Source organism: Streptomyces sp. ST2-7A, assembly GCF_021390475.1.
Lineage (GTDB): Bacteria > Actinomycetota > Actinomycetes > Streptomycetales > Streptomycetaceae > Streptomyces.
Genome location: NZ_JAJUWS010000009.1, coordinates 85895 through 112692, shown reverse-complemented (window position 1 = coordinate 112692; position 26798 = coordinate 85895). Strand labels below are relative to the sequence as shown.

Genomic DNA, 26798 nt, shown 5'->3' with positions numbered 1-26798 from the left:
CGATATGCGGCCTTGCGGAAGCCCTGGATTCCCCGTGGTGGGCGACACGTCTTACCGTTCCTCTGCAGGTCATAAAGCACGGTCGGGGTGGGCGAGCAGTGAGGACAGGGCGTGAGCACGGACTGCCGGGTCGGTGGCCAGGGCCGCATCGGCGAGGAGGTGGAGGCGCCAGTACAGGTCCAGGCGCTGCCGGTCGGCTGGGGTAGCCCTGTGGGCGGGCAGGGCCTGCGGGGACGGCAGGCGTAGGCGTACGGCGAGACGGGCTCGGTCGGAGATCGGGTCGCCGAAGGCGGCGAGTTCCCAGTCCAGCAGGAACCGCAGACCGCCCGTGGTGCGGACGAGGTGCCCGGGCTGAAGGTCGTGGTGGAGCAGCCGTGGCTCGATGTCGAGGTTCACCCGGTCGAGGTCTCGGCGAAGGGCTGCAGCGACGGTAGCGAGATCGGGTGCTGTGGTCGTGTACAGATTCAGGCGGTCGTGGAGGTAGACGCACCAGGTGGGGTGACGGGCCGCTCCGGCAAGACGCCCGAAGTGGGTTCCGCCGATGGCGTGGACTGCGGCAAGCGGGCCGGCGAGGTCATCCAGGAACTGGTCAGCGGGGACGGGTTGTGCCTGGACGGCGCTCTGCGCGGTCCAGGCCGGCTGCCCCTTCACGTCGGCGTCGAGCAGGCGGGGACCGGGGGCGCGGTGGTGGGTGAGGAGCGCGAGGGCGGCGGCCTCGTTGGCGGCGCGGGCCGGGTCGCTGTAGTGCTTGAGGACATACGGCTCGCGTCCGCCGATGTACCAGACGCGGTTGACCTAGCCGGTGGTGATTTCGGTGGCGCCGTGGGGGACTCGACCGTCGATCCCGGCCACGGTGTCAGGCGAGATCGCCAAGGTAGCGGGTGGGGGACTCGCCGTGGGCGAGGTCGGCGATCAGGGGGCGCAGACCGTGGGGCAGCAGGTTGAGGCCGGGCACCTTCTCCAGCTCCACCCATTCCAGGCCGGTCTGCACGTCGTCTTCGGCGTGACCGCCGAGCTTGTCCGGATCGCCCTCGGGTCGGCACAGGAAGATCGCTTCGACCCGGTGGTCCTCCGGGGCGCCGCCGTGGTTGGCGCCGATGTACTCGCGCAGCCACAGCAGCCGCTCGGGTGTCACGTCCAGACCGGTCTCCTCGCGGACCTCTCGGCGGACCGTGACGCCGAGGGTCTCGCCGGGGTGCTGGCCGCCGCCGGGCAGAAAGTAGCAGTCCTGGCCCTCCCAATGGGCGCGCTGGAGCAGGACACGGCCATCGTTCAGGACGACGGCCTTGGCCGCGTTGCGGACGGTCGCGATAACGGGTTCAGCCACAGGAAGCTCCCACGTGTGATCGAGCGTTTGGTGTTCAGCGTTCAGTCTTACCGAAGCCGAGGCGGCGTCCGGTGGCCTTGGCCCAGATCAGCCGCCAGGGCCCGGCCAGTCGGACGAAGGGCTGGAGAGGGCTGGCCGCCACCAGTGCAATCGGCCGCGCCGCCGCGGCAGAGCGCGGTGGCGGCCCGATGGTGGTGGGTGGGGTGAGGCGACGGTGCAGCACCGGTGCCAGGGTGAGCAGCCGGGCGGTGGTGACGGGACCGTGCAGCAGAACAGCGACGACGGCGATCCCGGCCCACAGGGGACCGGCCCACCATGCGCCGGCCATGACGACGGCCAGCAGCGGGGCGCCGAGGAGCCAGGCGGATTGGTCAGCCCACTCCCGCAGCATCAGGGCGTACCTGGCCGGGCGGGAGAGGCCGCCGGGCAGGTGGGCGACGGCTCGAGCATGGCGGTCGGGGCGGGCGGAGGCGGTGAACGCGAGCGCGTGAAGGTTGGTGACTCCGGTGGTGTCGGTGTAGGGCTCGTCCAGAACCAGGGCGGCGGACGGGGCGAGGTCGGCGCCGAGGAGGGAGAGGCGGTGTCCGGTGCCGAGGTCTTCCATCGGTTCGGGGAAGCCGCTGAGCCGGCGCAGGGCGGGGAGGTGGACCGCCATGCCGCAACCGACGGCGTAGACCATCGGCCGCAGCCACATCCGGGCCGGCTCCGGGACCCGGGAGCGGGTGAGCCACTGGTGGAGGCGTACGCGGGCGAGCTCGATGCCGAGGGAACGGCGCAGCTGGTAGACCCACTCCCCGGTCAGCAGCAGGCCGACAGGGCCGCGCGGGAAGGGACGGCGGGCCAGCAGCGGGAGCCGCTGTTGCTGGATCAGTGCCGGCATCCGGCCGGTAGACGAATGGTGTTCGGCTGCGGCGTCGGCGAAGGCGGTCAGGGTGGCCCGGTCGGGGACTGCGTCGGCGTCGTAGACCAGGACGAAGGTGTCGCGGGCGTGGGCGTCCTCGCGCCAGCCGAGCGGCCCGAGTGCGTCGGGCAGGCGGTCGAGGGCGAAGTTGAGCTGCCCGGGCTTTCGGCCGCCGACATCGGGCTGGTGCAGATGCACCAGCGGCAGCCCTTCCAGGCGGCCGGCGGTCAGGGTGGTCACGATGTCGGCGGTGCTCGGCTCGACGTCGAACAGCTTGGTCAGCACCACCAGACGTTCGCCGCGCGGGGCGGCATTCACGGTCTCGGCAACGGGCCGGCAGCGCGAGGCGGGGAACAGGCCCCGCAGCTCGGCTGCGGTCAGCGTGGGCAGCGCGGCGAGCTCCGGCAGACACCCGCAGTGCCGGGCGTGGGCCGTGTGCTCGCGTTCGGTGGTGATGGCCACGGCAGCCGCGCGGCCGGCGGGGTAGTCGAGTCCGGTGAACGCCGCGATCGACTCGGCGGCGACAGTCTGTTCGCGGAGCATGGGCAGCAGCACCACCAGCCACGGCGCCTGTCCGTCCCTGTCGGCTGGGCGGTGCGCGGGGGCGGCCAGCAGCCACCGCGCACTGGCCTCGACCGCGACGACGGCCCATAGCGCGCGGGCCAGCAGCCCGGTCACGAGAACCGGCACCACGATGTCCAACCACACCTCGATGGCACTCACGCTTCCCCCAGCAGTCGGTAGACGGCGCGCACGTCGTCAGCGACCCGCGGCCAGGCGAAGGCCTCGGCCCGCGCGCGGGCGGCAGCACGTCGTACGGTGTGGTCGGCGGTGCCCGACTCGGCGAGGAGCTTGTCGGCGGCATCGGCGGTAGCCGCAGCGTCGCCGGGAGGGACGAGGACCGCGGCCGGGCACTCGCCGACGTAGTGCCGGATGCCGCCGATGTCCGTGACGACGGCCGGAGTTCCGCAGGCGAAGGCTTCCAGCAGGGCGTTGTTGGCGCTCGCCCCGGTCAGAGGCAACAGCAGGAACGCCGCCCGCCGGTAGAGGGCGATCAGCTCCTGTTCGCTGATCCCCTCCAGGATGCGGGCAGCCGGGTGCCATGGACGCGAGGCGGTCTGCCGGGTGACGACGGTCAGCTCGATGCCCTGGCCGTGGCGGCGGTACAGGAGATCATGCACGGCGTCGAGAGTGTGGAAGTCGCGCAGCCACCAGCCGACGGTCAGCACCAGCGGCCGGCCGAGCCGCGACGGTGCGTCGGCGGGGGAGAAGGCGGCGGTGTCGATGCCGTGCGGCACCAGGTGTACCCGCTCCGGCGGGAGCAGGTCGCAGAAGAACGCCTGCTGATGGGGATCGAGGACGATGACCTGCTCGGCCCGCGGCGCCAGATGCCGCCACGCCTTGATCGGCAACAGTTGGGCGAGCTGGTCGGGCGGCTGGTGGTAGGTGACGACCGTCGGGCCAGTGCGATGGCCGGAGAACCAGAACTGCTCGTCCCCATACAGGACGTGCGCCGACCGGCGGGAGGCGAGGACACGCAGGTCGGTGGCGAAGTGCTCGGCCGGGTAGAACGGCAGCGGGCAGCGGGGGCCGAGTACGCGGTGGGCGGCGGTGAAAGCCCATCGCGCACTCGGGTGGCGGGGCGGGGTGATGCGGCGCACTTCGGGCAGGTGGTCCAGGAGGCGGTCGTAGCCGCCGTGGGTGGTGTGCCAGGGCACTCGGACGACGGAGGCGATCACGCACGTCCCCTTCCCGGGGCGGGCAGCAGGCCAAGTCGGCGCAGTTGCGGGGCGATGGCGGCGGGACGGTCCAGGCGCACCACCGTCAGATCGGGCGTGTGGTCGGGGTGGAGGCGGGCGGTCCAGCGTCGGCGGTGACGGTGGTGGTGCATCGGTCCCCAGCGCAGGATGGAGTCCGCAGCCAGCAGGTGGCGGTAGGACTCCCGGTTTCCGGCGAACAGTTCCTCGCCAGTGGCGGCCCGGCGCAGCGAGCGGTTGACCAGACGGGGCAGGCACACGCGCAGCGGCAGATCGAGCCACACGACCAGCTCGGCGCGGTCCAGGAGCATCTCGGCGACCTCGCCGCCGTAGTTGCCGTCCGCGATCCATGCCGGTCCGGCGAGGCGGTCGCGGACGCCCTTGTGTAAGACGGGGGTGTTCAGGGGTGTCCAGTTCGGTCCCCAGAACAGCTCGTCGAGGTCGATGCGGGGCAGGCCGGTGTGGGCGGAGATCGCTGCGGCCAGCGTCGACTTGCCGGAGGCGACTGGTCCGACCAGGGCTATGCGGCGGGGAGTCACGTAAGCCTCCCCGTCACCGTGGCGGCCATCTTCTCCAGGAGACCGGGGCTGTGCACACCGGCCGTGACCTTGAGGACGGGCACGGTGGCGGCGAGGCTGTCGATGAGGACGGCCGCTTGGCCGGCCAGGTCGTCCACGGGCCGGGTCCGGACGGCGAACCATGGCTCGAGCCAGTCCTCGTCGTAGGGGGTGCAGCACACGGCGGCAAGGAGGGTGCGGGCCCGCGCGGCATCGAGGGTGCGGCTACTCAAGGGCTGGTCATCGTCACGGAGGCGGGGTACGACAACGAGCCGTAGGGGTGCTGTCTCCCGCACGCGACTGGAGAAGGCCCGGGCGAACTCGCGTGGAGTCAAAGCTGCTTTGCGGCCGCTGCCGAAGGCTGCGGGCACGGTGTGCGGGATCGGCAGGCCCGCGCGCGGGGCCAGTGCGGACAGGGTGCCCCCGCCGATCCGGACGGAGATCGGCACCCCGGCCACCATCCCCGCGTCGGCGGTCACCAGGGCGCGGTCGGAGGCGATCAGGTCGGCCCCGTGGTGGGCGGCCAGTGCGGTCAGCACGGTGGTCTTGCCCGCCCGGGAGGGAGCGGCGATGAGCATGCCGCGGTCGTCGAGGGCGGCAGCCGCAGCGTGGAAGGAGGTCCAGCCACGGCTTTCGGAGCACCGCAGGACGATCTCGCGGACGACGCGCATCAGGTACCGCTCGCCGCGCTCGGCCCCGGGTTTCAGCAGCACCGTCTGCCGGCCCGACGCGTCCCGGGCGTAGAGGTGGTCGAGGGGTAAGTGTGTGTCGGGGGCAGGCCACCACCATGTGACGTCATCGATCCGGCAGCGGCGGTACGGCTCGCCGCGGAAGGGCACCACGGTCAGCGAATCGGCGCCCGCGACGCAGGCCATGCGGTCCTCGAAGAGGGCTGCGTCCCGGCGAACCCGGACTGTCGTCTCCTCCCCGCACGGTGGGACGCGCTGATGTCCGGGCACGAAGGCCCGAAGGTGCCGCGCTTGGACGGCGTCGAAGGCGGCGTCGGTGACGAGGTGGAAGCGGTGTCCGGCAAACAGCGCCGTGGTCGTCTTCGTGCCGTTCATGACCGGCACTCCGTCCGGGCTGCGGACACGGAGGGAACCAAGGGTGCGGCGGCGAGGAGTTCCTCGCGTGTTCCGTTCACCAGGCGACGGGCGATATCGATGCCCATCTTGACCGCGTGGTCCATGTTCCCGATCTCGTAGCGCCAGGTCCCGAACCGACCCCGGGGGTAGATGCCGCGCTCTTCCATCCAGGGCATCACCGACGCCAGGGCCTCGTCGCGCCCCAGGGTGGGTACCGGATAGGCGTACGGAATCACCTCGACATGGGCGGTGGCGAGCGGCGCCTGCGCCGGCACCAGATCCTGGTGGCGAAGTGCCCGGTCGCACGAGTGGACCAGAGCGTCCCGGTCAAGGCCTTGGCCGGCGGTGATGGAGGTCTCGGTCATCCAGGCGCTGTAGGCGTCCACCGCGGCGCCGGGGACGTTGGCGGGCGCGTACTTGCTGAAGTTCGTGGCCCGGTAGAAGGGCACATCGGGTTGCGGGAAGTACAGCCAGGACCGGGCGTCGGTGGTCGGTGTCCGGTAGCCCAGGCCGACCATGGCCACGGTGGTGTGCCGCAGGCTCCCGGCAGCGGTCCGGAGCGGGGCCGGGCAGGTGGAGGTCATGGCGACAAGCTGGTCCAGCGGTCCGGTGGCCACCAGGCGGTCGTAGCCGATCTCCTCGCCACCCTCGAGGGTGACGGCGCGGGCCGCCGGATCGACGGCAACCGCCCGGGCCCGGGTCCGCAGGCGACCGGTGTCGATGCGAGCGGCGAGCCGGCGCCAAATCTCGCCGGTGCCGCCGCACGCGGGGAAGGCGAAGGTGGCGTTCGGGCCCCACCGGTGCGCGGGTGCCGCGGTGCCGACGAACGCGGCGAGGATCTCTTCGACATCGACAGGTGCCACCCGCTCGGCCACCCATGCCGAGCCCATGTCTTCCAGCGGCGTCGCCCAGACCTTGGTGTTGTACGGGGCGAAGAAGCGGTCCACCAGGGCCTGGCCGTACACTGTGACCAGCCAGGTCGCGAAGTCCGCCGGAGCTGCGTGGTCCCGGCGGGCGGCGAGGAGGTCGCGTAGGCAGGCCGTGGCGTCCTCCGGTGGGAGGTGATGGAGGTGCTGCTGGAAGGGGTAGGGCGTCCATCCCTCGCGGTAGCGGATGTAGGAGGAGCGGTCGTGGTGCAGCAGTTCCTTGTCGGTGAAGAGCTCGGTCAGCAGCCGGTCGAATTCGCCGAAGTGAGAGAAGACCACGTGGCCGCCCAGATCCCAGGTGAAGCCGGCCTCGTCGACCACGGAGGAGGCGAGCCCACCCGGCGCGGAGGCAGCTTCCAGCAGCAGGAAGTCATGGTGACCGAGGCGGGTCAGTTCGTCGGCGCAGGCCAGACCGCATGGGCCGGCTCCGAGTATGACGATCCGGCCGCTGTCCGGTGTGTGCATGGGGCAGGGCATGGTGCACTCCTTCGATCGGCAGGCAACATGGACACGCCCAGCCCACGGGCTTGGGCGGCGTTGTGACGGCGCGATTCAGCTCAGGCGTGCGGCAGGCAGCAGGGCCGCTGCCCGCCGTGGGGCGAACGTTCAGGTAGGCGGGGAACCGGGCGAGGGCGACGGTGCGCAACCCTTCGCCCACGCGGTCGAGCGCATCCGCGTCGCGGCCCTGTCGGTGAAGGACACACTCACACGGATCACCAAGTTGGGAGAACGGCACCGCAAGTGAGCGAACAGAAGGCGGAGCTGTACGAGTACGACCTCTCCGTCGCCCGCTGGCGCAAGGCGAAGGAAAGCGGTCCTGAGCACAACCGCGTCGAGATCAACGACCTCCCCCGGGGGTGGCATAGCCGTCCGCGACTCGAAGAACCCCCACCTGCAGCCGCTGCGGTACACGGCCACCGAGTGGAGCATGTTCCGGAGGGCCATGATGAGTGGAGAACTCTGATCGGTGAAGAAGGCGGTGGTGTTCCCCCGAGCGAACCGGGGGAAGACCACCGCCCGCAGCATCTCACCCCCCACTGACACCCCATCAGCGGTGGTGGTGTCCTTCGATTTGCGGGCGGTCGGTGATCTTGGTGACAGCTATCGCTGTCATGTGTCAACGAGAGGCGTCAGTCGCAAGGCCCCGTCGAGGGACCTATGCCGGCGGGGGCCAGGAGACGGTGACGCGGGTATGCCGCTTGTTGACCACCAGGCCCGGGGGCAGCTCGGTGTCCGGGGTTCCGGCCGGGTGGACCTCGAAGCGGGCCATGTGCTCCGGACTCCGGTGGTCCCGGTCCCAGGTCCGGATCTCCTCGACGAGCCGGTCGGCGAGGCTCTTGCCCTCGGGACCGTGACCCACGGCACCGAACTCCCACAGCCTGCGCTCCGGCGTGACCGGCCGGATGGTGCGGTAGGCGAAGCTGCGGCCCTCGATCAAGGCGACCTGGAGGAGGCCGGAGGGCTGATGGATGATGCCGCGCTCGCGCGCCGCCTTCTTCGCGTTGAGGACTGCGAAGCCCGGAAGCGCGCAGGCCAACCACAAGTCGAGCGGATCGACCGACTCCATCGCCCTCAGGTGCACCCCCGACCATGCCCGGGTGGCGGGTTGGGCCAAAGCCGCGCACAGTGCCTCGATGTCGACTTCGTGACCGTCGTCGAGGACCAAGGCGACCTCTTCGCCCGGCACGTCATGGAGAAGGGCACGCCGAAGCCGCTTCTCGCCCGCGCCCTGCATCGGGACGAATCCGCACAGCTCGTAGCCGGTGCTGACCAGGCACGGACCCTCGCGTTCGAGGGCAACCGAACGGGTCAGGCCACGTACGCGCAGCGGAAGGACGATTCTTCCGTCGTCCGCGAGTTGCCCCGTCCAGGTCGGCGGGATGTCCCAGGCGCCCACGGTGACGATGATCCGGTCGAACGGCGCGTACTCGGCCAGACCGAACTCCGCGTCGGACTCCACGACGGTGACGCGGTCGTACCCGGCCCGGGTGAGGAGATGACGGGCCCGGTGGGCGACCTCGGGGTCGATGTCACTGGTGACGACCTGCCCCTCGTCTCCGACGAGGTGCTGGATGTAGGCGGCGTTGAGCCCTCCGGAACCGATCTCCCACACCTTCATCCCGGGACGGATGTCGGCCTGTTCGAGCATGAACGCCTGGATTCTGGCGGCGGATACGGAGCTGATCGGCATCCCCTGCCCATCCCGCTTGGTGATGACCGCGTCCTCCGGCTCGTAGGCGCGCGCCAGCGACACCTCGGGGAGGAAGAGATGGCGAGGGACGGCCCGGATGGCTGCCTCGACCTGCGGTGTGCGGATGGCGTCGAGATCGTGGAGGGCGGCGATCAGCTTCTCGCGGAGAGCTTCGATGCCGGACGGTTCGTTGGAGGGGGCCTCGTTCATCGTGCGGAGTGGAGCCATTCGATTACCCGTTCTCCGGTGCTTTCTCGGGGTGGGGGTGGCGCGTGGGAGGAGTGCGCGATGGCGGTGGAGGCGATGTTCACCGTCGTGTGCCGGGCGCGGCCGGGCTGCCGACCTGCCGGGGCGAAAACGCGGGCGCGCGCTTCAGGTGCGGGGTGGAGACCTCATCGCGTGGGTGGAGGTGGGTCCGGAGGACTTCCAGGGCGGTGCGCAGGATGAGCGGTTCGCTCAGGCAGGGTTCGTCGGACAGGGCGGGCACCTTCAGCTAACGCAGACCACCGGGGCCCCGGTGGGTGTGGTGCCGCGGTGGGACGGTGACGAAGCTCCCGGCGCCGCAGTAGCGGACGAGGTCGGGCCACGGCTCGGCGTCGTCCCGGGCGGGGGGAACGAAGAAATACACCTGGTCGTGGTGGGCGAGCACGGCGCCCACCCGGCGTCCGAGTCCGAAGGCCTCCAGGCGACTGATCACCGCCCGGGCGTGGTGCTCCGCCACGCGGACGGCGTCGAACGTGTTGCCGCAGGCCAGGGCCGTGGGTCCGGCGGCGGGCCAGGGAATGGGGTGTCTCATCGGGGCCTCACGGTGGGATCGAGGATGACGGGCAGCTCCTGGTGGCTGTTGGCTATGAAGGACTGCTGGGGCCGAAGCTCCGTTCGGGGCACGGCCAGGCGCATACGGGGGAAACGTGCGAACAGGGAGCGCAGCGCGATATCGGCCTCCATGCGTGCCAGCGGTGCGCCGAGGCAGTAGTGGACGCCGTGCCCGAAGGCGAGGTGCTCCTTGTCGGCACGTGTCGGATCGAAGTCGTCGGCTGTGGCGCCGTGGAGAGCCGGGTCACGACCGGCCGCGCCGAAGGCGAGAAGGATCGCCTCCCCCCGGCGGATAAGCATCCCGTCGCCGAGGTCGATGTCCTCCACGGCGTAACGCAGCGGCATGTGCATGATGGGGCTCTGCCAGCGCAGGGTCTCCTCGATGACGTCTTCCCGGGTGATCGTTCCGGCGGCGAGCGCGGCGCGGTGGTCGGGGTGGGTGAGGAGGGCGAGGGTCGCCTCGGTGATGAGGTTGACGGCCGTCTCGGACCCGGCACCGATCATCAGGATGAGAGTGGAGATCAACTGCTCTTCGTCGAGCTGGTCGCTGCCGTCGCGGGCGGCGATGAGGTCGCTGGTCATGTCCGGGCCCGGGCGGGCCCTCTTGGTGGTGACGAGCGCGCTCATGCAGGTGAGGAGGTCGGTGAAGTCGGCCGCGGCCTGTTCGGGTGTCGCGGCGGTGTCGAGGGCCGCGTCGATGACACGACGGGTCTCGGGGCGCATGTCCTCCGGAACGCCGAACAGGTCGCAGATCACCTCGGTGGGGATGGGGTGGGCGAAGTGGGCCCGCAGGTCGACGGGCAGGCCCGACTCGGCGGCGGTGACCAGGTGGTCCATGAGGGTGGCGACGATCGCTTCGACCTTGGGGCGCATCTCGCGGGTGCGATGTGGGGTGAACGCGACGGAGATGAGCTTGCGCAGCCGGCGGTGTTCGGCACCGTAGGAGGTGAAGGCGCTGGTCACGCGCACCCAGACGTTCAGAGGCCAGTCCCGGGGGACATCGGCGAGCGCGGGCCAGTGACGGCGCGGATCGCGCGAGACGCGCCGGTCGACGGTGAGCTGTTTGATGAGATCGTGGTGGGTCACCGACCACGCCTGAACGCCACCGGGAAGCTCCACCGGCGTCGCCGGCCCCCGGGTGCGGAGGTGCGCGGCTTCCGCCTGTCGGTCGGCACCGGTGGGGTCGAGGACGGGGACGCGGGGTTCGGTTTCCATGTCGGGCCTCCATCTGCGGTGGGTGGGTGTGCGGGGGCGGCCGGGGCCGGCGTGAAGTGCACGGGGAGGGCGGCCAGCGCGCGGTGGAAGGGGCCGGGCCGCCAGCTCAGCGCGGACCCGGGAACGGAGAGCTGCATGTCGGGCAGCCGGTCCAGCAGGAGCTCGATCGCGGTCTCGGCGATGACCCCGGATATGCCCCGGGCGGGGCAGGCATGCCGGCCGGCGCCGAAGGCGAGGTGGGAGTGGTTCGCGACCCGTTGCTCGGGGTGTGCGGGCCGGGTCGGGTCGGTGTTGGCCGCCGCGTGGCTGATCAGTACCGGCACCCCGGTGGGGATGAGGAACCGGCCCCGGGGGTCGCGCAGGGGGTAGGGCTGGGTGGCGTACAGGAAGGAGAAGTTCGCCAGGGGGGAATGCCGCCACAGCACTTCGTTGAGGGCGTCGGCCACGGTGAGGGTGCCACCGGTGAGATCGACGGCGAAACGGTCGTCGGCCAGGAGCATCATGGTCGCCGTCGAGATCCAGGAGGATTGCGGCACACTGCCCGCCCCGATGAGCACGACGAGTTGGTGCACCGTTTCCGTGTCCGAGAGCCCGCTCGGGTGCTCCAGCAGCCAGGAGGTGATGTCCGCGCCGGGGGCGGAGCGTTTGGCGGCGACGAGTTCGGCCAGGCAGGCGGCGAGGTTCTGTCCGCCTTCCTGGGCGACGGCGGGCTCCGCGTCGATCATCTGTCGGCAGGCGGTGGCCATGCGGGCGCCGAGTGGGCTCGGGCAGCCGAGGAGTCGGGCGAGGACCATGGCGGGCAGTGGATCGGCGTACCGGGCGACGAGGTCGGTGCTCCCCTCGGACGCGAACCCGTCGATTAGTTCGGTCGCCGTGTGCTGGACGTGGGCCCGTAGCCGGTGGGGGTTGATCCGGCTCAGTGCCAGATCGACCGAGGCGCGCAGCCGCAGATGCGCTTCTCCGTCGGCGAACCACAGGGACGGGCGCCAGCCCATCATGGGGACCACCTCGTTGTCCGCGCGGATCCGGCCTTGTGCCAGCGCGGTCCAGCGGCGGGCGTCCTTGCTGAAGTACGGGCTGCGAAGCACTTCGAGTGCCGCGTCGTAGCCGGTGACCAGGACGGCTTCCACGCCGGGTGCGAGCTCCACGAAGTGGGCGGGGCCCGCGGTGCGCAGCCAGGCGTAGGTGGCATCGGGGTCGGCGGCGAATCCGGGTCCGTGGAGGGGCGGGAGCCCGGTCGGTGGGGTCGAGGGGCCGGGGTGTGCGGGGCATCCTGGCGGCGGCCCGGGCGGGTGGGGGTGAGGCGGGGTGGTCACGGTGCCTCCGTAAGACGGTCGTACAGGTGCTGGACGAGACGGATCAGGGCGTCCCTGGCGGAGGCGCGGTCGCGTGCGTCGCAGGTGAGCAGTGGCGTGCCGGGGGCGAGGTCGAAGGCTTCGCGCAGTTCGGCGGCGGGGTGATCCGGCGTGTCGGGGAAGACGTTGAGGGCGACCACGTGGGGTAGTCCGTACCGCTCGACGAGGTTGAGGGCTTCGAAGGACCTGCTCAGGTCACGGGTGTCGGCGAGCACCAGGGCGCCGTAGGCACCACGGGCCAGGTCCTGCCACAGGTGGGCGAACCGCTCCTGGCCGGGTGTGCCGAACAGATACAGGGCCAGTGAGTCGTCGACGGTGAGCCGGCCGAAGTCCAGCGCCACGGTCGTGGTGGTCTTGTCCCGGATCCCGGAGAGGTCGTCGACGGCCGCTCCGGCCCGGGTCATGCGCTCTTCGGTGCGCAGCGGTTCGATCTCGCTGACGGCGCCGATCAGCGTTGTCTTGCCCACCCCGAACGGGCCGACGACCATCAACTTCGCGGCGATCTGCACGCTGTCGCGCACGTGGATGCCGTCATAGAGCCTTGAGGCCATGCAGCAACCTCTCCAGGATGTCGACGTCGGTGGGTTCGGCGGCGCGGTTCGTCGCGGCTGGGGGTTCGGCCACCCGGGTGACGAGGTGGCCGGTGTCGAGGAGATCGGCGAGCAGAACCCGGGTCAGGGTCAGGGGCAGCCCGGTGTGGCCGGCCACCTCGATCACGGCCAGATAGCCGTCACGGCAGGCCTCGATCATGGCCAGTTGCTCGGGTTGCAGGCCGTACAACGGTCGGTCGCCGGTCGCGGTGACCATCGTGACCACGTCGAGCACGTGGGTGTTCCGGGTGGGCCTCGCCCGCCCGCCGGTCAGGACGAACGGCCGCACCAGGTCTTGCCGTCGCCGCGGCCTCATGCCGGGTTGCCGGTGTCCTGGCGAGGTTCCGCGTTCATCCGGCCACCGAGCTGGCCCACCACCTCGTGCATGCGGTAGCCGATCTGGGCGATGTCCGCCGAGCCCGAGGCCGCGACCGCCAGATACGCCCCGTCGCCGGCGGGGATGGTGATGACGAAGCCGTCCTTGAACTGCACCAGGCTCTGCTGCCAGGCGTCCTTCGTCACCCGGCAGAACGCCGCCGTCTGGCTGCTGGTCGACTGCACCCCCGACAGCGCGGCGGCGATCCGGTCGGCCTTGTCCCGGTCCAGTCCGTCGGAGTGGGCGGTCACCAGGCCGTCGGCCGACACCAGGATCGCGTCGTAGACCTCGGGCTGCTCCAGAACCTGTTTGAGCATCCAGGCGTCTCGGTTGTGCGTCATGATTCCGTGCTCCCTTCTTCGTGGGGTGGACCGGCCGCGGCGGCGCTCCGGCTGCCGCGCACGAACGCGTCGAGTGAGGCCGCCGCCTGATCGGGTGCCGGCAGGGTCTGCTGTCCGGCTTCGTCCCGGTGGCCCGGCGGGGCGTCCGGCCGGGTGCGGCGCCTGCGGGGGAGCCCACCGGCCGTGGTGTCCCGGACCGGCCGGGCGCCGGCTCCGGTGTCCGTCGGTACGGGCGCGGCCGGCGTGCCGGGAGACCCGGGCGGGGGCGAGGTGAGCGGGGCTTCCGTGAGCAGGGCGCTGGGCACGTTGACGACGGCCCGAACGCCGCCGAAGGCGGAGCCGGAGTCCACGCTCACCCCGAAGCCGTAGCGGCGGGCCAGCGCGCCGCAGGCCACCAACCCGAACTGGGGCGGACTTCCCAGGTGGGCGATGGAGAAGTCCGATTGGTTCAGCAGTCGCGCGACTCTCTCCCGGTCGGCCGCGTTCAGGCCGACACCGGCGTCCTCGATCACGATGGCGAGCCCGTTGTACGTGAGCTGGAGGTGGACCTGCACCATCGTGGCGGGGCTCGAATAGCGGGTGGCGTTCTCCAACAGCTCGGCGAGCGCGACGACCAGGCCCTCCACCGCGCGCCCGTCCACGGCCCGGTTGTCCTCCACCCGCGCGATGTGGATCCGCTTGTAGTCCAGGATCCGGCCCACCGCGCCCCGCACCACGTCGTACACCGGGGTGGCGTTGTGTTGCCGACCCGGCCAGGCCTGGCAGACGACGGCGATACCGACCGCCCGGCGCAGGATCTGGGCGGTGGTGTGGTCGATGTCCATCAGATCCTGGAGAAAGTCGGGATCGTCGTGCCGACGGGTCATCTCCGTCAGCTTCACCTGCTGGGTGTTCGCCAGCCCTTGCAACTTGCGCGCCACCGCCAGCAGCAGGCCCTGCGTGTTCTCCTCCGCCCGGCGGGCCGTGTCGTCGAACAGACGCAGCACCCCGTCCAGCGCATCACCGAACCCCGTGTCGGCCACCTTCGGGTGGAGCGGGCCGGGATCGGTCCCGCCACCGCCATCGCTCGTCGCAGCGATGCGTGCGGGAGCACGGTGGTGCAGCAGGTGACGCAGCTCCTCGTCCCGGACGCGGAGGGTCTCCCGCTGCCGACGAACCTCCCGCTCCAGGGGTCGGCGACGCTCCCGGGAGAGCCTCCAACCCCATCCCCCCGCCACCGCCGCGCAGAAGAACAACAGCGCGAGCGTCCACGGCACGATGTTCTGCCCGAAGGTCGACATCACCGCTCCACCAACGCGAAATCGGGACGGTGGAGGGCGGGTACCGAACGGTGCGGGTGCTCGCGGCGGGACCTTCGCACACCACTCGGAGGACCCGGGTGAGCGCTGTGGCGAGTGAAGCCGATCAACGTCGCCTCTCTTGTACTCCTCGCGCGGCCCTGCCAAGCCCGGGCCGACTGGTGGGTTGAGTGAGCGACAAGAGTGATGGCGATTGGGTGCACGCGCACATCCGCACGGTGATATCACTGGAGTGATCCGGGACTTCACCCTGAGCGGTCCCGGCGGCGGGGAACCTACGCGGGAGGCAGACCATGCCGGGGGGCGAGCGACGATGTCCGGGATGCGGCTGCCGACTCAGCCGCTACAACCCCGACACCTCCTGCGCCTCCTGCGCGCGCACGGCCCCCGCGGCGCCCTCTCCCGCCCCGGTCGTCCCGGACGGGGTGTGGCAGGACCCCCGGGTGCTCGACGCCCTGCGCGCCGGTGACTTCGGCAGGCTCAGCCGCCGAATTCGGCACCTCGCCACGCTCCGGCAGCAGGATCTCGCCGATCTCACCGGACTCAGCCAGAGCTTCCTGTCCCTGCTGGAGTCCGGCACGCGACGCCTGACCAACATCGACAAGATCGCGGCGTTCCTCGACGGCGTCTCCGCCCCTGCCGACCTGATCGCCGTCCATCTCCCCGGCCGGAGGCCTCCCACGCGGTTGGTCGACTCGACGGACGACAGCGGGGCGACGGACCCGTCCCTCCCGTGGACCGCTCACCGTATGGTGAGGGCACTGACCGACGCCGTGGAGGGCCCCACCATGGAACGCCGGAGCTTCCTCACAGCGACGGGTCTCGCGCTGACCGCCTACATCCATCACTGGAGCACCGCCGAGACCGAGCCCCTGGAACGGGCCGTCGCCGGCGCCCGGATCCCCGATTCCCTGCTGGGCCACCTCCAGGCCACCACGGACCACCTGCGTCTCATGGACGCGAGCGACGGCAGTGGCGCGCTGGCGGATCTGGGCAAAGCCCATCTGAACGTCCTGCTGAGGCTTCTCCGGCAGGGTTCGTACCGCGAGACCACCGGTCGTCGCCTCGCGGCCATCACCGCCGACACGGCAGCCCAGACCGGATGGTTCACCTTCGACTCCGGCCACCCGGTCGCGGCCCAGCGTTACCTGCTCGGAGCGCTACGCGCCGCCCACGCCGGCGCCGACGTGCGGCTCGGGGCAGGCGCCCTGTCCTACCTGGCCATCCACGGCTATTCCACCGGCCGTCCGCGTGACGCCGTCATCGCGGCCCGGGCGGCACGCGAGAAGATCAGGCACCTCGACACCCCCGCCCTTCACGCCATGTTGTTGACCCGTCAGGCCCGGGGCCACGCGAAACTCGGCGAACGGCAGGCCGCCCTCAAGGCCCTCGGGCAGGCCGCCGAGCACTGCTCCAGGGGTCGCTCCGAGCACGATCCCCATTGGCTGTACTGGATGCAGGACGGCGAGATCCACAGCCAGGCCGGAAGCTGTCACCTCGATCTCGGGGAGCCCGCTCCGGCGCTCGACAGCCTCGTCCGTGCCCGTGAGGCCCACAATCCCGCCGAGGCCCGCACCCGCGCCCTGATCATGTCCCGTGCCGCGATCGCCCACATCAGGAACGGGGACCTCGAGGCCGGCTGCGCCACCGCCCACGAGGCGCTCACTCTCGCCGAACGCCTCCGGTCGGCACGCCTGCGCGATCACCTCGAGGACATCGCGGAGGAACTGGCCCCGTACCGGGACACACCACCCGCCCGGGACCTGACCGAACGCGTCATCGCCACCCTGCCCCTCACGGAAGGCCGTACGTGACCACCGCCCCCGCCCCGACGCTCGTCCTGTGGGACATCGACCGCACGTTGCTCTACGTCGGCGACTTCGACCGGCAGGTGTACCGGGAAGCCTTCGCCGATGTCGTGGGGCGCCCGGCGACCGTCTTTCCGGCCCGTGGCACCGGTATGACCATGCCGCTCGCCATCCAGGGCTTCCTGCGCGACAACGGGGTGGCCGAAGAGGACATCGCCGACTTCACCCGCCGCATGGTCGAGCAGCTCCCGAACCGGTTGAGCGGGCACCGAGCGGCGATCAGGGAGCGCGGCATCCTTATGCCGGGCGCCGTCGAGGCTCTTCGGGCCGTCCACGAGCACCCCGACCTGATACCGACCGTGGTGACGGGGAACCTCAGGTCGAGCGCCCTCATCAAGCTCACCACGCTCGGGCTCGACCGGTTCCTGGACGCCGACCTCGGCGGCTACTCCTCCGACGACCCCCACCGCCCCGCCCTGGTGGCCATCGCCCAACGGAACGCCCACCGTCGGCACGGCACGGTCTTCACCCGCGCCAACACCGTGATCATCGGGGACTCACTCGAAGACGTACGCACCGGCCTCGAGGGTGGTGCCAGGGTCATCGGCGTCGCCTCGGGCACCACAACCCCGGAACAGCTCACCCGGGCCGGGGCCGACATCGTCCTGCCGGACCTCAAGGACGTTCCCGGCCTGATGGCCGCCATCGTCACGGGCGGCGTGTAACGCCTCCCGCCCCCGACAGCCCCGGGGAGCAGCCGGTCAGGGGGCACACACGTCACGCCGCTCTGCCGGTCGCCAGGACCGATCGCATGACCAGCAGCCGGTGCCGAAGATCCGAGGCGCCCGTGCGGCCGTGGGCGGAGTCATGAGGGGTCATCCAGATGCGGTGACACCTTCCGCGCGCCGCGTCCGGGCCCGTCATCACCACGCAGGAGGTCGATCCCGGGCGACACAGGGTCTGCGGCACGTGCCAGCGGTGCGCGGTGCCGAGCTCCACCGGGATGTGCAACAGCAGGTGCGTCGCGCAGTACAGCACCGGGCCCACGGGAAGACCGAGCCTGCGCATGTCCTCGAGCGTGCACATGCCGAGCCGGGAACCCGTCTGGACGATATCGGCGCGCCCGCCGGTCAGCGGCGGCGGGTATTCGACAAGCTGCACGTGCCAGGGCATCCCGGCACGGGTGGCAGTGGGCATCGATCACTCCATGACGGTCTTCCGGAGGGGCCGTCCGCGACGGGTGCGGACAGCGCCCACTGTGCCGATCCGGGAGCCGGAGCACACATTCGTCGGGCGATATCGCCGGTGTGATGATGGGCCGACCCGTCTGCCTTCCGTGGTGATGGCGTCCTGGGAAGCCCCGGCTCCTCACGGAGTCGTATGACAGCGGAAATACGGCCCCGCGCCGCCCCCGGCCTACGCTCGTGTGCCGGAAAGCCCGGGGGTGACCATGCCGTACCACGTGCGCTCGTGCACAGGTTGTGGATGTCGACTGAGCCGGTACAACGACGAAGAGCGGTGCGCCTCCTGCTCGCGCGGCGTACAGGACGTTCCGGCGCCGCTCCCGACCATCCCGGACCTCGTGTGGAGTGACCCGGCTGTTCGACAGGCCATCGCCACCTGCGACTTCGGCGAGGCCAGCGTCCTCATCCGCCGGAAGGCCGGACTGCGCCAGAGCGACCTGGCCCGGCTCACCGGCCTCAGCCAGAGCTTCCTGTCGATGCTCGAATCCGGCGCGCGCCGGTTGACCAGCATCGACAAGGTCACACGGTTCCTCCGCGGGGCGGGAGCCCCGGACACGCTCTTCCCTCTGCCGAGCTCTTCGGCACCGCAGCGCCCGGAGGCGGCGGTGCCGGCGGTGACAGCGCCGGCACCGCCGTCGGAACCGCAGGGGACGGAGGTGCCCACCGCCGATCTCCACGGCCTGGCCGTGCGGGCGGCCTCCCGGTCCCTGTCCTTCACCGCGTCGATGAGCGCCGGCTGCGTCGGCGAGGACGACCTGGAGTCCCTGGCCTACGACATCGCCGCCATCGCCACCGACTACGTGCACACTCCCCTGCCGCCTCTGTTCACCGACCTGCTCGCCACCCGCGACCGGGCCTTCTCCCTCCTCGAATGCCGGCAGCCGCCGCGGCAGACCCGCGAGCTGTTCCTGCTCGCCGGCACCAGCTGCCTTCTCCTCGCCCACGCCTCCCAGAACCTCGGCGCTCCTCGCCCGGCCATGAACCAGATCCGCGCCGCGTGGACGTGCGCGCAACTGGCGGGCCATCCCGGTCTTCAGGCGTGGACGAAGGGCACGGCCGCCCTCATCGCCGAATGGTCTCCCCACAAGCCCGCCGCCCTGAAGCACATCCGCCAAGCCACCGCCCTCGCCCCGCCCGGCGAGATACGCATCCGCACGGCCGCGATCACCGCCCGCGCGGCGGCCCGTGTAGGCGACCGCGAGACCGCCGTGGCCGCCCTCGACGAGCTGCGGAGGGCGCGGGAGGAGCAACCGCGCGTGGACGAGTTCACCCAGATCGGCGGGCTGCTGACGTTCCCCGAAGCCAAGCAGGAGTACTACATCGGCAGCACGTACGTGCTCCTCGGCGAGTTCGCCCCGGCGGAGAGGCACGCGTCGAGGGCCGTGGCACTCTACGAGCACGGCTCGCCGGAGGACCGCTCCTACGGTGACGAGGCCCTGGCGCGGGTCGACATCGTGACCGCCCGGCTGGGCATGGGGGACCCGGATTCCGGCAGTGACCATCTGGAGCGGCTCCTGCAGATGCCCACCGGCCTACGGATTCGACAGATCGGTGTGGCGATGCGGCGGGTCGGTACGCTGCTTCAGCAGCCGCGGCTCGCCGGCAACCGAACGGCACGCGAACTGGCCGACGCCGTCCGCGGCTTCCAGGCGATCGACACCGCACGGAGAGTTCCCCTGCCATGATCATCACGGCCTCGCCGGAGTCCGCCGCCCGCCGGGCCTGCCTCGCCGCCGGGCTCCCGCACCGCTCGCTCACCCGCCTGCACGAGCACGCGACGACGGTTTTCCTGCTGCCCGAGGCCGCCACGGTCGTGAGGGTCGGCGGCGCGGACCAGGGACAGGCCCTCGAACGGGCCATCGCCCTGACCCGGTGGCTCTGCGCCCGGGGGTTCCCCGCGACCGAGCCCGCCGATGTCCCGCAGCCCTTCTCCACCGGGACCCACACCGTCACGTTCTGGAAGCATTACCCCCAGCCCGACGGGCCCGCTCCCGACGCGGGGCACCTCGGTGCCATGCTGCGCGCCCTGCACGCCCTCCCCCTCCCGCCCGTTCCCCTTCCCGAGTTCCGTCCGCTGGCGGCCCTGGAACAGCGGGTGGCAGCCGGCACCTCCCTGTCCGCCCACCACCGCGCCTGGCTCACGGACCGGATCGAGGAGCTGCTCGTCTCCTACGAACGGCTCGACTCGCCTCTGGGGCCCGGCCTGCTCCACGGCGACGCCTATCCGGGGAACACCCTGTGGGACGGCTCCTCGGCACGACTCGGCGACTGGGACGAGGCGGCCTTCGGCCCCCGTGAACTCGACCTCGCCAACACCTACCAGGGCGTGCGCTTCGGACGCACCGAACAGGAGCTGGAACGCTTCGGCGCCGGGTACGGCCGTGACATCCGGGACTGGCCCGGGCTTCCGGTTCTCTGCCGGATCCGGGACCTGCACACCCTGGGTTCCTACATCCGGCGGGCCGACGCCGGGGACGAAGCGGCCTCGGCAGAACTCGTCCGGCGCCTGGAGAGCCTCCGGTCCTGCTCCGATACCGAGGTGTGGGCTCCCGCCCGCTGATCGGTCATCCCCGCAAGGAGTCGTCCAGATACTCCTGGACGGGGCCGAACAGCCCGTAGGGCACGTACCCGGGCAGCTCCGGATGCGTGACCCAGGCCAGCTCGGCGAGTTCCTCGGCATCGGCGAGGTGCGGGGTTCCGGAGACCACCTCGCAGGCGATGTAGGACATGAGCCGCCGCGTCTTCGGATGGACGCGCTCCCCCAGGGGCGCGACAGCCCGGACGACCAATCCGGTCTCCTCCTCGGTCTCCCGGACGGCCGCCTCCTCGGCGGCCTCCCCCGCTTCGATCTCCCCGGCGGGGAACTGCCAGGAGAGATCGCCTTCCCTGACCCTGCGACGGACCATCAGTACCGCCTTCTCGCGGACGACGATGGCGGCGGCGATACCGGGGCGGTCGGTGCCGGGTTGACTCATGTGCTTTCCTCCAGGGCTGCGAGGATCGGTGGAAAGACCGTATCGGTGGGGATGAAGCGGGTGAGAGCGTTTCGCGGGACCCAGGTGACATCGAGGTTCTCGATCGTGTCGCGATTGGTCGCCTCGCCGGCGAGGTACTCGCACAGGAAGTACGTGCAGTGCACCCCTGTGAGGGGGTGGAGGCGTTCGCCCAGCGGGCGGCGCACAGTGCAATGAACGCCGGTTTCGTCGAGGGTCTCCCGCACGGTGGTGGCCTCGGGGCGAGTGCCGGGTTTCACGACACCGGCGGGGAACTGCCAGGTCGGGCCGGGCGCGCCATCATCGCGCCGGCACACGAGCAGCACCTGGTCGTCACGGACGACGACCGCGATGGCGACGCGTAACGCCTGGGCGGGTACGGCAGCGGGCGGAGTGCCCCGGCTGTCACCGGCGCCTTCCACCAGCCTCGCGAAACGGTGACGGGCAGCCTCCGGCGCGGCTTCCAGAGCCGAGTCCAGCAGTTGCTGGATGTCCGCGCGGGGAATGACCTCCGCGTCGGCGTGCCAGGTCGCGACGGTGCGTGGCGCGACTCCCAACCGGCTGGCGAAGGCCTCATTGGTGAGGCGCAGAGCGGCTTGCAGGGCGCAGGCGTAGCGACCGTTCCAGAGTTCGATGACGTCCATCAGCGCCTCCGTCCGCCCCGATGCGCTACGAGCGGTCCTCGTGCACGACAAATGCAGGGCATCTGCAGTGCGGATTCATGGTCCGGCAGGGTGTCGCACTGTTGACTGGGAATCGCGGCGGGCCATGCCGTTGAGGAACGTCCCACCCTCGGCCGCGCCCCACCGTACCCCCACCCGACGACTCGCACGAGACCGGCCATCGGCGCCGGTAGTCTCACCCGTGACAGGCTGATTGATCGTCAAATGACGTGTGTGATGAGCGGAAAGGCAAACAATGGCCCAGGATCGGGAAGCCCTCGTGGAGCGCACTCTCGTGCTCCTCAAGCCGGACGCCGTGGTGCGAGGGCTGGCCGGGCGGATCATCGCCCGTTTCGAGGACGCGGCGCTGAAAATCGTCGGGGTCAAGATGAGGCAAATGGACGCCGAGTTCACTCGGCGCCACTACTTCGACCTCGAGGAGCGTTTGGGGAAGGAGGTGTACGACGTGGCGGCGACTTTCATGCAGCAGGGCCCGGTCATCGCCCTGGTGCTGGAAGGTTTCGACGCCGTGGCCACGGTCCGCAAGATCGTGGGCCGCACCTACCCCAATGAAGCGTCCCCCGGCACCATCCGCGGGGATTTCTCGCACTACAGCTCCGCCGGGAGCAAGGCCACGGGCAAGGCGGTCGCCAACCTCGTGCACGCCTCCGGCAACAAGGCCGAGGCGGACCAGGAGGTCGAGCTGTGGTTCGAGAAGGACGAACTGCACGGTTACCGGACGCTGGCGGAGGCGTTCACCTACTGAGCCGGACGGCGCCACGGCTCGGCGCCGGAGGCCGTGTTGATCAGCGATGGGGCACGATCACGTGAAGGAAGAGAGCATGACCACGCACACCCGCACCGCCTCCGCCGAGGAGCTGGAGGCCGGCTTCCAGCGGGAGCTGGCCACCGACCGATGGGCAGCGGCCGAGAGTGCCTACGCGCTGGCCGTGGTGCACCGTGACAGCGGCGACTGGCCCGCCTCGCGCGAGTGGGTGCGGCAGTGCCTGCGCCTCTTGGAGGGCTTCCCCGGCGAGACCATGGAGGATGTCGCGACCAGGCGGACGAACGTGGGTGGCATCCCGCTGCCCGCCTATCTGCACGACGGCGTCATCCGTGAGCGCTTCGGCGAGTCGAGCTGACGCGAAGCCACCGGGGGCGGTGCCGCCAGGGGCCATGGCCGGCGCACCGCCCCCACCGGAAGGACAACCGGATAAAGCCACAACCGGACCGTCGGGCAGCCACGCCGCCCGGGTCCGGGTGACCCAGCCATGCCTGATGTGAAGGAGAGGGCCATCATGCCCATGGAGATCGAGATGCGCGCCCGCTTCGACGAAGCGGTTCACGACCGGCTCATCACCCGGCTCGAACAGGTCGGGGAGGACCTCGGCCGGGACGACAAGCACATCCACTTCTACGTTCTGCCCGACAAGCTGCTCAAGGTCACGGACAACGTGACCGCCGGGTCGGCCAAGATGACCCTCAAGGCGAGCAGGATCGGCCGGGGCGCCGCGTTTCCGGAGACGGAGATCGCCATCGCGCGCCAAGACGTTCCCGCGGCCGTCCGCATCCTCGATGAACTCGGCTTCGCGGGGTTGCGCCACGAGGCGTTCAACCGGCGGCGCAACTTCCGGTTCCGCGGAGTCGAGATCGCCGTCAAGTGGAGCGAGGCGTGGGGGCACCACGCGGAGTTCGAGCTGCTCCTGGACGAGGCGGCCGGAAGGGCGGCGCAGGAGGAGGCGCAGACGCGGATCACGGCCGTGGCGCACGAACTCGGGGTGCGGCTGATGACCGAGGAAGAGCTCGCGGAGTTCACCGCGGCCTTCGAGGCGGCCGAGAGCAGGCGGAAGGACGCAGCCGCCCGGACCGCTCCCGCCGGCTGATACCTCACCGATGCCGTGACCGCTGGAGAGAACCCGATGAGCGCACATCCGCCGACCGGCAGCCTGGCCGACTTAGCCGCGCGGAACGAGCTTCCCCGCCATCAGTACGTCGATCACGCCACCGTGCGCTGGATCGAGACGAACCGTCCGCCTTTCGCCGAAAGCGCCCCGCCCCGGCTGCGGCCGGCGTCCCGGCGACTGCTGCACCGCTGCGCCATCCCGGCTCACTGGCTCGCCGAACGCCGCTGCCTGGATTCGCTGCACGGCGTCCGCCACGCGATGCGCACCGCCGTGCTCGCGGCTCTCCTCGCCGAGGACGCCGGACTCGGGGCCGAGGACACCGCCGTGCTCGTCATCGCCGCCGCCACCCACGACTGCCGACGCCTTCACGACAAGAGGGACCGGGGTCACGGCGCACGAGCGGCCCGCTGGCTGGGCGACAACGCGGCCATGGTCTTCGACCACTTCCACGTGGCGCACGACCGGGCACGAGTCGCCGAGGCGGCCACCGCCGTCCGGCTCCACGACCTCCCCTACGCCGCCTTCACCCCGGCCGACGAGCACGACCGGTCGACGGCGGAGGCGATCACGGACCTGCTCAAGGCCGCCGACGCCCTGGATCGCTACCGGCTGCCCAAGCTGAGCTGGTGGCCGGATCCCGGCCGCCTGCGCGTCCCCCTCCCGCCCGCGCTCCACGCCACGGCGTTCGAACTCGTCGTGGCCTCCGAGGCCGCCCATCTGGCCGGACTCACGAGCTCGGACGCCGTCTTCCACGCGTTGGAACAGCAGGGAGTGTTCCGCTGATGGACTTCCTCGACAGCTACCACCTGTGGGCGGACGCCCACCACTTCTACGAGTCGCCGCGTCTCCCCGGCCCCCGGTCCGACGCGGGCCCGCTGGCGGAACTCGGCGATGCCTGGGACTCCCGTCTGGAGGAGACCCCCAATGGTGGCCTGCTGCGCGACAACGCCCTCTTCGACGCTCTCGGTGGCTCCGACAGGCTCTACCTGCTGCACGTCACACACGCCCTCGAAGAGATCAACCGGAACGGTGTGCTCTATCCCTCCGGTGGCTGCCTCGTCGGCAGCATCTACTGCGCCCCGCTCAGCGTGGCCGGTAGCGGCTTCCACATGCACAACCTCGGTCGCTACATCCTCACCCGGGAAGCGCCCGCCTTCACCGCTCGCATGGGCGTCCCCGGACGCACCTCGACCCCGTTGATCTTCGAGGTCGATGCCCCTTCCCACGCCTACCGGGGCCTCGCCGGGATCGACTACCTGCGGTTGGGCATCATCCACCTGCAGATCTACACCCACCTGGAGTACCTGCTCTCCAAGACCGAACGCCACCAGCTGCGCGAGGGAATCGTCAGCCGGATCAAGAACTCCACCGCCTTCCTCGCCCTGGCCTCCGCCGTCGTCCACCAGAGCGCCACCACTGCGCCCGACCGGTTTCTCGGCGTGCTCCACGAGACGATCCCCCGCCTGCCCATCCTGGGCTACCTCTACTTCGAGGCCCTCTCCGAGTACGTGATGCTCCACTCCACCAGCGACGCCACCCGCCGTCTGGCCGACCTGGGGGAGATGAACAACTGGCTGTACAAGGAGATGCTCTTCCTCTCCTTCCCCAACATGGCAGGCAGGTTCGACCTCGCCCGGTTCCGCCCCGCGCCACGCGACCTCGACGCGCTTCTCGGCCGTATCGACCCCACCCTGAACGCGGACCACGCCCGTGCCTACCTCGCCGACCGCGTCAGCTACCTCACCGCAGCCCGGCTCTTCACTCCCGGGCAGGTCCCCGAAGCCTGGCACCGCACCCGGTGGGAGTTCGACACCCTGGCCACGCAGCTCGGCCCCCTGCTCGGCCACCTCGTGCACCGGGAGCTGCGCAGCTTCGGTCGCTACCCGGATTTCTACTTCTACTTCGACCAGCACAAGGCTCTCCAGGCGTGGAACTACTGGAACCACATGGACATCGTCGCCCCGTTCAACGGCACGATCCCCAAGGGCGAGCTCGGCATCAATCCCGCCTACCCAGACCTCCGGTACAAGATCTGGAGCGCCCGGCAGGACGACGACGGCCGGCTCCACCCCATCGACGAACTCGACCTGACCATCGCCCCGCGCCTCGTTGACATCAAGTACACCCTCATGCGCAACAACCGCTGGACCACGGAAACCGCCCCCGCCGCATAGCCGAGGAGCGAACGGATGCAGCCCCACGCGCCGGTCGTCGACATCGACGCCCTCAGCGACCACATCGAACAGGCCCTCGCCTCACCCGCCACCACTCACGGCCTCGCCCGCGCACTGCGCGCCCTGGCCAAGGAAGTCACCCTCTACCGCCACCACCGTGCCGGGGAGAGGGCGAACCCCGACGGCCGCACCGACCATAAACCCCGACGGGTACAAATCGGGGGCGGCGGTCACCGCATCACCGGCTTCCACAACATCGACATCGTGCCCCCGGCCGATCTCCTCTGGGACGTCCGCGAGGGCATACCTCTGCACGACGACTCCGTGGAAACCCTGTTCTCCGAACACTTCCTGGAGCACATCGACTACCCCCGCTCCGCGAAGCACTACGCCCGCGAGGCCCACCGCGTCCTCGCTCCCGGCGGCCGGATCATCACCGGCGTTCCCGACGCGGCGTACGTCCTCAACCACTATCCCGCTCCGCCCGAGCAGGCCGCCGAGATGATCGAACGCTGGTACTCCAAGCGTGACTGCCTCGGTGACATCAACACCTACCTCGACCTGATCAACTACGTCTTCCGCGATCAGGACGACGACCCCACCTACACACCCCACCTCTGGGCCTACGACCACGAGAAGCTCGTCAGCCTCTTCACCGAAGCCGGCTTCACCTCCGTCGAACCCTGGCCCTTCGATCCCACCATGGCCAACCCCAAACGCCGCTGGGCGAGCGTCTACGTCGTCGCGCGCAAGCCCGGCGCCTGACGGTGGGGTGGCGGTGAGCCCGGGCCACGAGCCCGGCTCACCCGGGTGGGCACCCGGCTTTCTCGACGGCCTCACGACCGCAGGTATTCACGGCTGCGGAGGCCTCCGCCTCCGCCGGGAAGTCGGTGTCCGCAAGAGCGGGAGCCGGCTCACTCAGCGACACACGCAGGCCTCGCCCTGCCGGGAGTCGACTACGCACAGAGCGCGGCTTCGCCGCCATCCTGCTCCCGTCCCTGCGGCCGAGGGCCGGTGTCGATGTCGAGGAGGCGGAGGAGATCAGAGGTGATCACACGGTAGGCGTTGCCGAGCCGTATCACCTTGACCGGGTACTCCCCGTGCTTCGCGAGGGCGTAGCCCGTGCTGCGGCCGATGGCGAGGGCGCGGTTGGCGGTGTCGAGGTCGATGGCCACAGGAAGCTTCAGCAGTTCCTCGCGACTCATACCCTGCGCACTCGCAGCCTTCCGAGGTGTCACCATGATGCGCTCCGATCGTTCAGGGGGTTCAGCCGACGGA

Annotated in this window: 30 protein-coding genes and 1 pseudogene; 11 read left to right on the top strand and 20 right to left on the bottom strand. The window is 70.7% G+C overall.

What is annotated here, in order from left to right; all coding sequences use genetic code 11:
• Nucleotides 1-69: 69 nt before the first annotated feature.
• The 7 genes and pseudogenes from LZF96_RS08120 to LZF96_RS08090 all read right to left on the bottom strand — a co-directional run.
• Nucleotides 70-780: pseudogene (locus tag LZF96_RS08120) on the bottom strand (phosphotransferase); the annotation flags it as partial.
• Nucleotides 781-856: 76 nt separating this feature from the next.
• The gene (locus tag LZF96_RS08115; protein ID WP_182605171.1) at nt 857-1327 is read right to left on the bottom strand and encodes an NUDIX domain-containing protein; all 471 of its coding nucleotides are present in this window, start codon (nt 1325-1327) and stop codon (nt 857-859) included.
• Nucleotides 1328-1361: 34 nt separating this feature from the next.
• Complete coding sequence (locus LZF96_RS08110; RefSeq protein WP_233867844.1) at nt 1362-2951, bottom strand: hypothetical protein; 1590 nt, start codon at nt 2949-2951, stop codon at nt 1362-1364.
• Nucleotides 2948-3967 (bottom strand): glycosyltransferase family 4 protein, encoded by a 1020-nt coding sequence (locus LZF96_RS08105; RefSeq protein WP_233867842.1) that lies wholly within the window; start codon nt 3965-3967, stop codon nt 2948-2950. The genes LZF96_RS08110 and LZF96_RS08105 overlap by 4 nt, the downstream gene beginning before the upstream one ends.
• A complete protein-coding gene (locus LZF96_RS08100) occupies nt 3964-4524 on the bottom strand; it encodes a hypothetical protein (RefSeq protein ID WP_233867840.1) in 561 nt (186 codons plus the stop codon). Before LZF96_RS08100 ends, LZF96_RS08105 begins: the two co-directional genes overlap by 4 nt.
• On the bottom strand, nt 4521-5606 hold the full coding sequence (locus tag LZF96_RS08095) for a hypothetical protein (RefSeq protein WP_233867839.1): 1086 nt from the start codon (nt 5604-5606) through the stop codon (nt 4521-4523). The genes LZF96_RS08100 and LZF96_RS08095 overlap by 4 nt, the downstream gene beginning before the upstream one ends.
• Nucleotides 5603-7030 (bottom strand): NAD(P)/FAD-dependent oxidoreductase, encoded by a 1428-nt coding sequence (locus LZF96_RS08090; RefSeq protein ID WP_233867837.1) that lies wholly within the window; start codon nt 7028-7030, stop codon nt 5603-5605. The genes LZF96_RS08095 and LZF96_RS08090 overlap by 4 nt, the downstream gene beginning before the upstream one ends.
• 340 nt (nt 7031-7370) lie before the next feature.
• Between LZF96_RS08090 and LZF96_RS08085 the strand changes: the two genes are divergently transcribed.
• The gene (locus tag LZF96_RS08085; protein ID WP_267940630.1) at nt 7371-7517 is read left to right on the top strand and encodes a DUF397 domain-containing protein; all 147 of its coding nucleotides are present in this window, start codon (nt 7371-7373) and stop codon (nt 7515-7517) included.
• 192 nt (nt 7518-7709) lie between these two features.
• Here the strand turns inward: LZF96_RS08085 and fxlM are convergent, their stop codons facing one another.
• The 9 genes from fxlM to LZF96_RS08040 all read right to left on the bottom strand — a co-directional run bounded on the left by fxlM (nt 7710) and on the right by LZF96_RS08040 (nt 14717).
• Nucleotides 7710-8954: a methyltransferase, FxLD system gene (gene fxlM / locus LZF96_RS08080; protein ID WP_233867835.1), complete on the bottom strand. Its 1245-nt coding sequence runs from the start codon at nt 8952-8954 to the stop codon at nt 7710-7712.
• 97 nt (nt 8955-9051) lie between these two features.
• Nucleotides 9052-9231, bottom strand: a complete 180-nt coding sequence (locus LZF96_RS08075; protein WP_233867833.1) for a hypothetical protein — start codon at nt 9229-9231, stop codon at nt 9052-9054.
• A gap of 6 nt (nt 9232-9237) precedes the next feature.
• A complete protein-coding gene (locus LZF96_RS08070; RefSeq protein WP_233867830.1) occupies nt 9238-9540 on the bottom strand; it encodes a hypothetical protein in 303 nt (100 codons plus the stop codon).
• Nucleotides 9537-10646, bottom strand: coding sequence for a cytochrome P450 (locus LZF96_RS08065; protein WP_233867827.1), 1110 nt, complete (start codon nt 10644-10646; stop codon nt 9537-9539). Before LZF96_RS08065 ends, LZF96_RS08070 begins: the two co-directional genes overlap by 4 nt.
• Nucleotides 10643-12091 (bottom strand): cytochrome P450, encoded by a 1449-nt coding sequence (locus LZF96_RS26950; RefSeq protein ID WP_233867824.1) that lies wholly within the window; start codon nt 12089-12091, stop codon nt 10643-10645. The genes LZF96_RS08065 and LZF96_RS26950 overlap by 4 nt, the downstream gene beginning before the upstream one ends.
• Entirely contained in the window at nt 12088-12681 is a 594-nt protein-coding gene (locus LZF96_RS08055; protein WP_233867821.1) for an ATP/GTP-binding protein, read from the bottom strand. The genes LZF96_RS26950 and LZF96_RS08055 overlap by 4 nt, the downstream gene beginning before the upstream one ends.
• Entirely contained in the window at nt 12662-13036 is a 375-nt protein-coding gene (locus tag LZF96_RS08050) for a DUF742 domain-containing protein (RefSeq protein ID WP_182605245.1), read from the bottom strand. Before LZF96_RS08050 ends, LZF96_RS08055 begins: the two co-directional genes overlap by 20 nt.
• A complete protein-coding gene (locus LZF96_RS08045) occupies nt 13033-13437 on the bottom strand; it encodes a roadblock/LC7 domain-containing protein (RefSeq protein WP_182605244.1) in 405 nt (134 codons plus the stop codon). Before LZF96_RS08045 ends, LZF96_RS08050 begins: the two co-directional genes overlap by 4 nt.
• The gene (locus tag LZF96_RS08040; RefSeq protein WP_233867818.1) at nt 13434-14717 is read right to left on the bottom strand and encodes an ATP-binding protein; all 1284 of its coding nucleotides are present in this window, start codon (nt 14715-14717) and stop codon (nt 13434-13436) included. The genes LZF96_RS08045 and LZF96_RS08040 overlap by 4 nt, the downstream gene beginning before the upstream one ends.
• Before the next feature lie 311 nt (nt 14718-15028).
• On the opposite strand from LZF96_RS08040, the gene LZF96_RS08035 reads away from it, so the two are divergent.
• On the top strand, nt 15029-16549 hold the full coding sequence (locus LZF96_RS08035; RefSeq protein ID WP_233867815.1) for a helix-turn-helix transcriptional regulator: 1521 nt from the start codon (nt 15029-15031) through the stop codon (nt 16547-16549).
• Nucleotides 16546-17268, top strand: coding sequence for a haloacid dehalogenase-like hydrolase (locus LZF96_RS08030; RefSeq protein ID WP_233867812.1), 723 nt, complete (start codon nt 16546-16548; stop codon nt 17266-17268). The genes LZF96_RS08035 and LZF96_RS08030 overlap by 4 nt, the downstream gene beginning before the upstream one ends.
• Before the next feature lie 52 nt (nt 17269-17320).
• Here the strand turns inward: LZF96_RS08030 and LZF96_RS08025 are convergent, their stop codons facing one another.
• Nucleotides 17321-17740, bottom strand: a complete 420-nt coding sequence (locus tag LZF96_RS08025; RefSeq protein WP_233867809.1) for a hypothetical protein — start codon at nt 17738-17740, stop codon at nt 17321-17323.
• Between the two features lie 385 nt (nt 17741-18125).
• Between LZF96_RS08025 and LZF96_RS08020 the strand changes: the two genes are divergently transcribed.
• Together LZF96_RS08020 and LZF96_RS08015 are read left to right on the top strand one after the other, a co-directional pair.
• Nucleotides 18126-19472, top strand: coding sequence for a helix-turn-helix transcriptional regulator (locus LZF96_RS08020; protein WP_233867806.1), 1347 nt, complete (start codon nt 18126-18128; stop codon nt 19470-19472).
• On the top strand, nt 19469-20347 hold the full coding sequence (locus LZF96_RS08015) for an aminoglycoside phosphotransferase family protein (protein WP_233867803.1): 879 nt from the start codon (nt 19469-19471) through the stop codon (nt 20345-20347). The genes LZF96_RS08020 and LZF96_RS08015 overlap by 4 nt, the downstream gene beginning before the upstream one ends.
• Nucleotides 20348-20351: 4 nt before the next feature.
• Here the strand turns inward: LZF96_RS08015 and LZF96_RS08010 are convergent, their stop codons facing one another.
• Both LZF96_RS08010 and LZF96_RS08005 read right to left on the bottom strand, forming a co-directional pair.
• On the bottom strand, nt 20352-20762 hold the full coding sequence (locus LZF96_RS08010; RefSeq protein ID WP_233867788.1) for an NUDIX domain-containing protein: 411 nt from the start codon (nt 20760-20762) through the stop codon (nt 20352-20354).
• Nucleotides 20759-21424, bottom strand: coding sequence for an NUDIX hydrolase (locus LZF96_RS08005; protein ID WP_233867952.1), 666 nt, complete (start codon nt 21422-21424; stop codon nt 20759-20761). The genes LZF96_RS08010 and LZF96_RS08005 overlap by 4 nt, the downstream gene beginning before the upstream one ends.
• Before the next feature lie 274 nt (nt 21425-21698).
• Between LZF96_RS08005 and LZF96_RS08000 the strand changes: the two genes are divergently transcribed.
• The 6 genes from LZF96_RS08000 (at nt 21699) to LZF96_RS07975 (ending at nt 26285) form a co-directional block, all read left to right on the top strand.
• Nucleotides 21699-22208, top strand: coding sequence for a nucleoside-diphosphate kinase (locus LZF96_RS08000; protein ID WP_233867786.1), 510 nt, complete (start codon nt 21699-21701; stop codon nt 22206-22208).
• A gap of 76 nt (nt 22209-22284) precedes the next feature.
• Nucleotides 22285-22584: a hypothetical protein gene (locus tag LZF96_RS07995; protein WP_233867784.1), complete on the top strand. Its 300-nt coding sequence runs from the start codon at nt 22285-22287 to the stop codon at nt 22582-22584.
• Nucleotides 22585-22740: 156 nt separating this feature from the next.
• Nucleotides 22741-23325, top strand: a complete 585-nt coding sequence (locus LZF96_RS07990) for a hypothetical protein (protein ID WP_233867950.1) — start codon at nt 22741-22743, stop codon at nt 23323-23325.
• Nucleotides 23326-23361: 36 nt separating this feature from the next.
• Nucleotides 23362-24129: a YjbH domain-containing protein gene (locus tag LZF96_RS07985; RefSeq protein ID WP_233867781.1), complete on the top strand. Its 768-nt coding sequence runs from the start codon at nt 23362-23364 to the stop codon at nt 24127-24129.
• A complete protein-coding gene (locus tag LZF96_RS07980; RefSeq protein WP_233867779.1) occupies nt 24129-25520 on the top strand; it encodes a hypothetical protein in 1392 nt (463 codons plus the stop codon). The genes LZF96_RS07985 and LZF96_RS07980 overlap by 1 nt, the downstream gene beginning before the upstream one ends.
• A gap of 15 nt (nt 25521-25535) precedes the next feature.
• Nucleotides 25536-26285, top strand: coding sequence for a methyltransferase domain-containing protein (locus LZF96_RS07975; protein ID WP_233867775.1), 750 nt, complete (start codon nt 25536-25538; stop codon nt 26283-26285).
• A 191-nt stretch (nt 26286-26476) separates the two neighbouring features.
• Here LZF96_RS07975 and LZF96_RS07970 read toward each other — a convergent pair whose 3' ends face one another.
• Nucleotides 26477-26761, bottom strand: a complete 285-nt coding sequence (locus tag LZF96_RS07970; RefSeq protein WP_308294168.1) for a hypothetical protein — start codon at nt 26759-26761, stop codon at nt 26477-26479.
• Nucleotides 26762-26798: the final 37 nt, after the last annotated feature.

Coding starts and splice junctions, on each gene's coding strand:
- LZF96_RS08095 (WP_233867839.1), bottom strand. CDS start 5,606: ATGAACGGCACGAAGACGACCACGGCGCTGTTTGCCGGACACCGCTTC.
- LZF96_RS08090 (WP_233867837.1), bottom strand. CDS start 7,030: ATGCCCTGCCCCATGCACACACCGGACAGCGGCCGGATCGTCATACTC.
- fxlM (WP_233867835.1), bottom strand. CDS start 8,954: ATGAACGAGGCCCCCTCCAACGAACCGTCCGGCATCGAAGCTCTCCGC.
- LZF96_RS08070 (WP_233867830.1), bottom strand. CDS start 9,540: ATGAGACACCCCATTCCCTGGCCCGCCGCCGGACCCACGGCCCTGGCC.
- LZF96_RS08055 (WP_233867821.1), bottom strand. CDS start 12,681: ATGGCCTCAAGGCTCTATGACGGCATCCACGTGCGCGACAGCGTGCAG.
- LZF96_RS08050 (WP_182605245.1), bottom strand. CDS start 13,036: ATGAGGCCGCGGCGACGGCAAGACCTGGTGCGGCCGTTCGTCCTGACC.
- LZF96_RS08045 (WP_182605244.1), bottom strand. CDS start 13,437: ATGACGCACAACCGAGACGCCTGGATGCTCAAACAGGTTCTGGAGCAG.
- LZF96_RS08040 (WP_233867818.1), bottom strand. CDS start 14,717: ATGTCGACCTTCGGGCAGAACATCGTGCCGTGGACGCTCGCGCTGTTG.
- LZF96_RS08035 (WP_233867815.1), top strand. CDS start 15,029: ATGCCGGGGGGCGAGCGACGATGTCCGGGATGCGGCTGCCGACTCAGC.
- LZF96_RS08025 (WP_233867809.1), bottom strand. CDS start 17,740: ATGCCCACTGCCACCCGTGCCGGGATGCCCTGGCACGTGCAGCTTGTC.
- LZF96_RS08015 (WP_233867803.1), top strand. CDS start 19,469: ATGATCATCACGGCCTCGCCGGAGTCCGCCGCCCGCCGGGCCTGCCTC.
- LZF96_RS08010 (WP_233867788.1), bottom strand. CDS start 20,762: ATGAGTCAACCCGGCACCGACCGCCCCGGTATCGCCGCCGCCATCGTC.
- LZF96_RS08005 (WP_233867952.1), bottom strand. CDS start 21,424: ATGGACGTCATCGAACTCTGGAACGGTCGCTACGCCTGCGCCCTGCAA.
- LZF96_RS08000 (WP_233867786.1), top strand. CDS start 21,699: ATGGCCCAGGATCGGGAAGCCCTCGTGGAGCGCACTCTCGTGCTCCTC.
- LZF96_RS07995 (WP_233867784.1), top strand. CDS start 22,285: ATGACCACGCACACCCGCACCGCCTCCGCCGAGGAGCTGGAGGCCGGC.
- LZF96_RS07990 (WP_233867950.1), top strand. CDS start 22,741: ATGCCCATGGAGATCGAGATGCGCGCCCGCTTCGACGAAGCGGTTCAC.
- LZF96_RS07985 (WP_233867781.1), top strand. CDS start 23,362: ATGAGCGCACATCCGCCGACCGGCAGCCTGGCCGACTTAGCCGCGCGG.
- LZF96_RS07980 (WP_233867779.1), top strand. CDS start 24,129: ATGGACTTCCTCGACAGCTACCACCTGTGGGCGGACGCCCACCACTTC.
- LZF96_RS07975 (WP_233867775.1), top strand. CDS start 25,536: ATGCAGCCCCACGCGCCGGTCGTCGACATCGACGCCCTCAGCGACCAC.
- LZF96_RS07970 (WP_308294168.1), bottom strand. CDS start 26,761: ATGGTGACACCTCGGAAGGCTGCGAGTGCGCAGGGTATGAGTCGCGAG.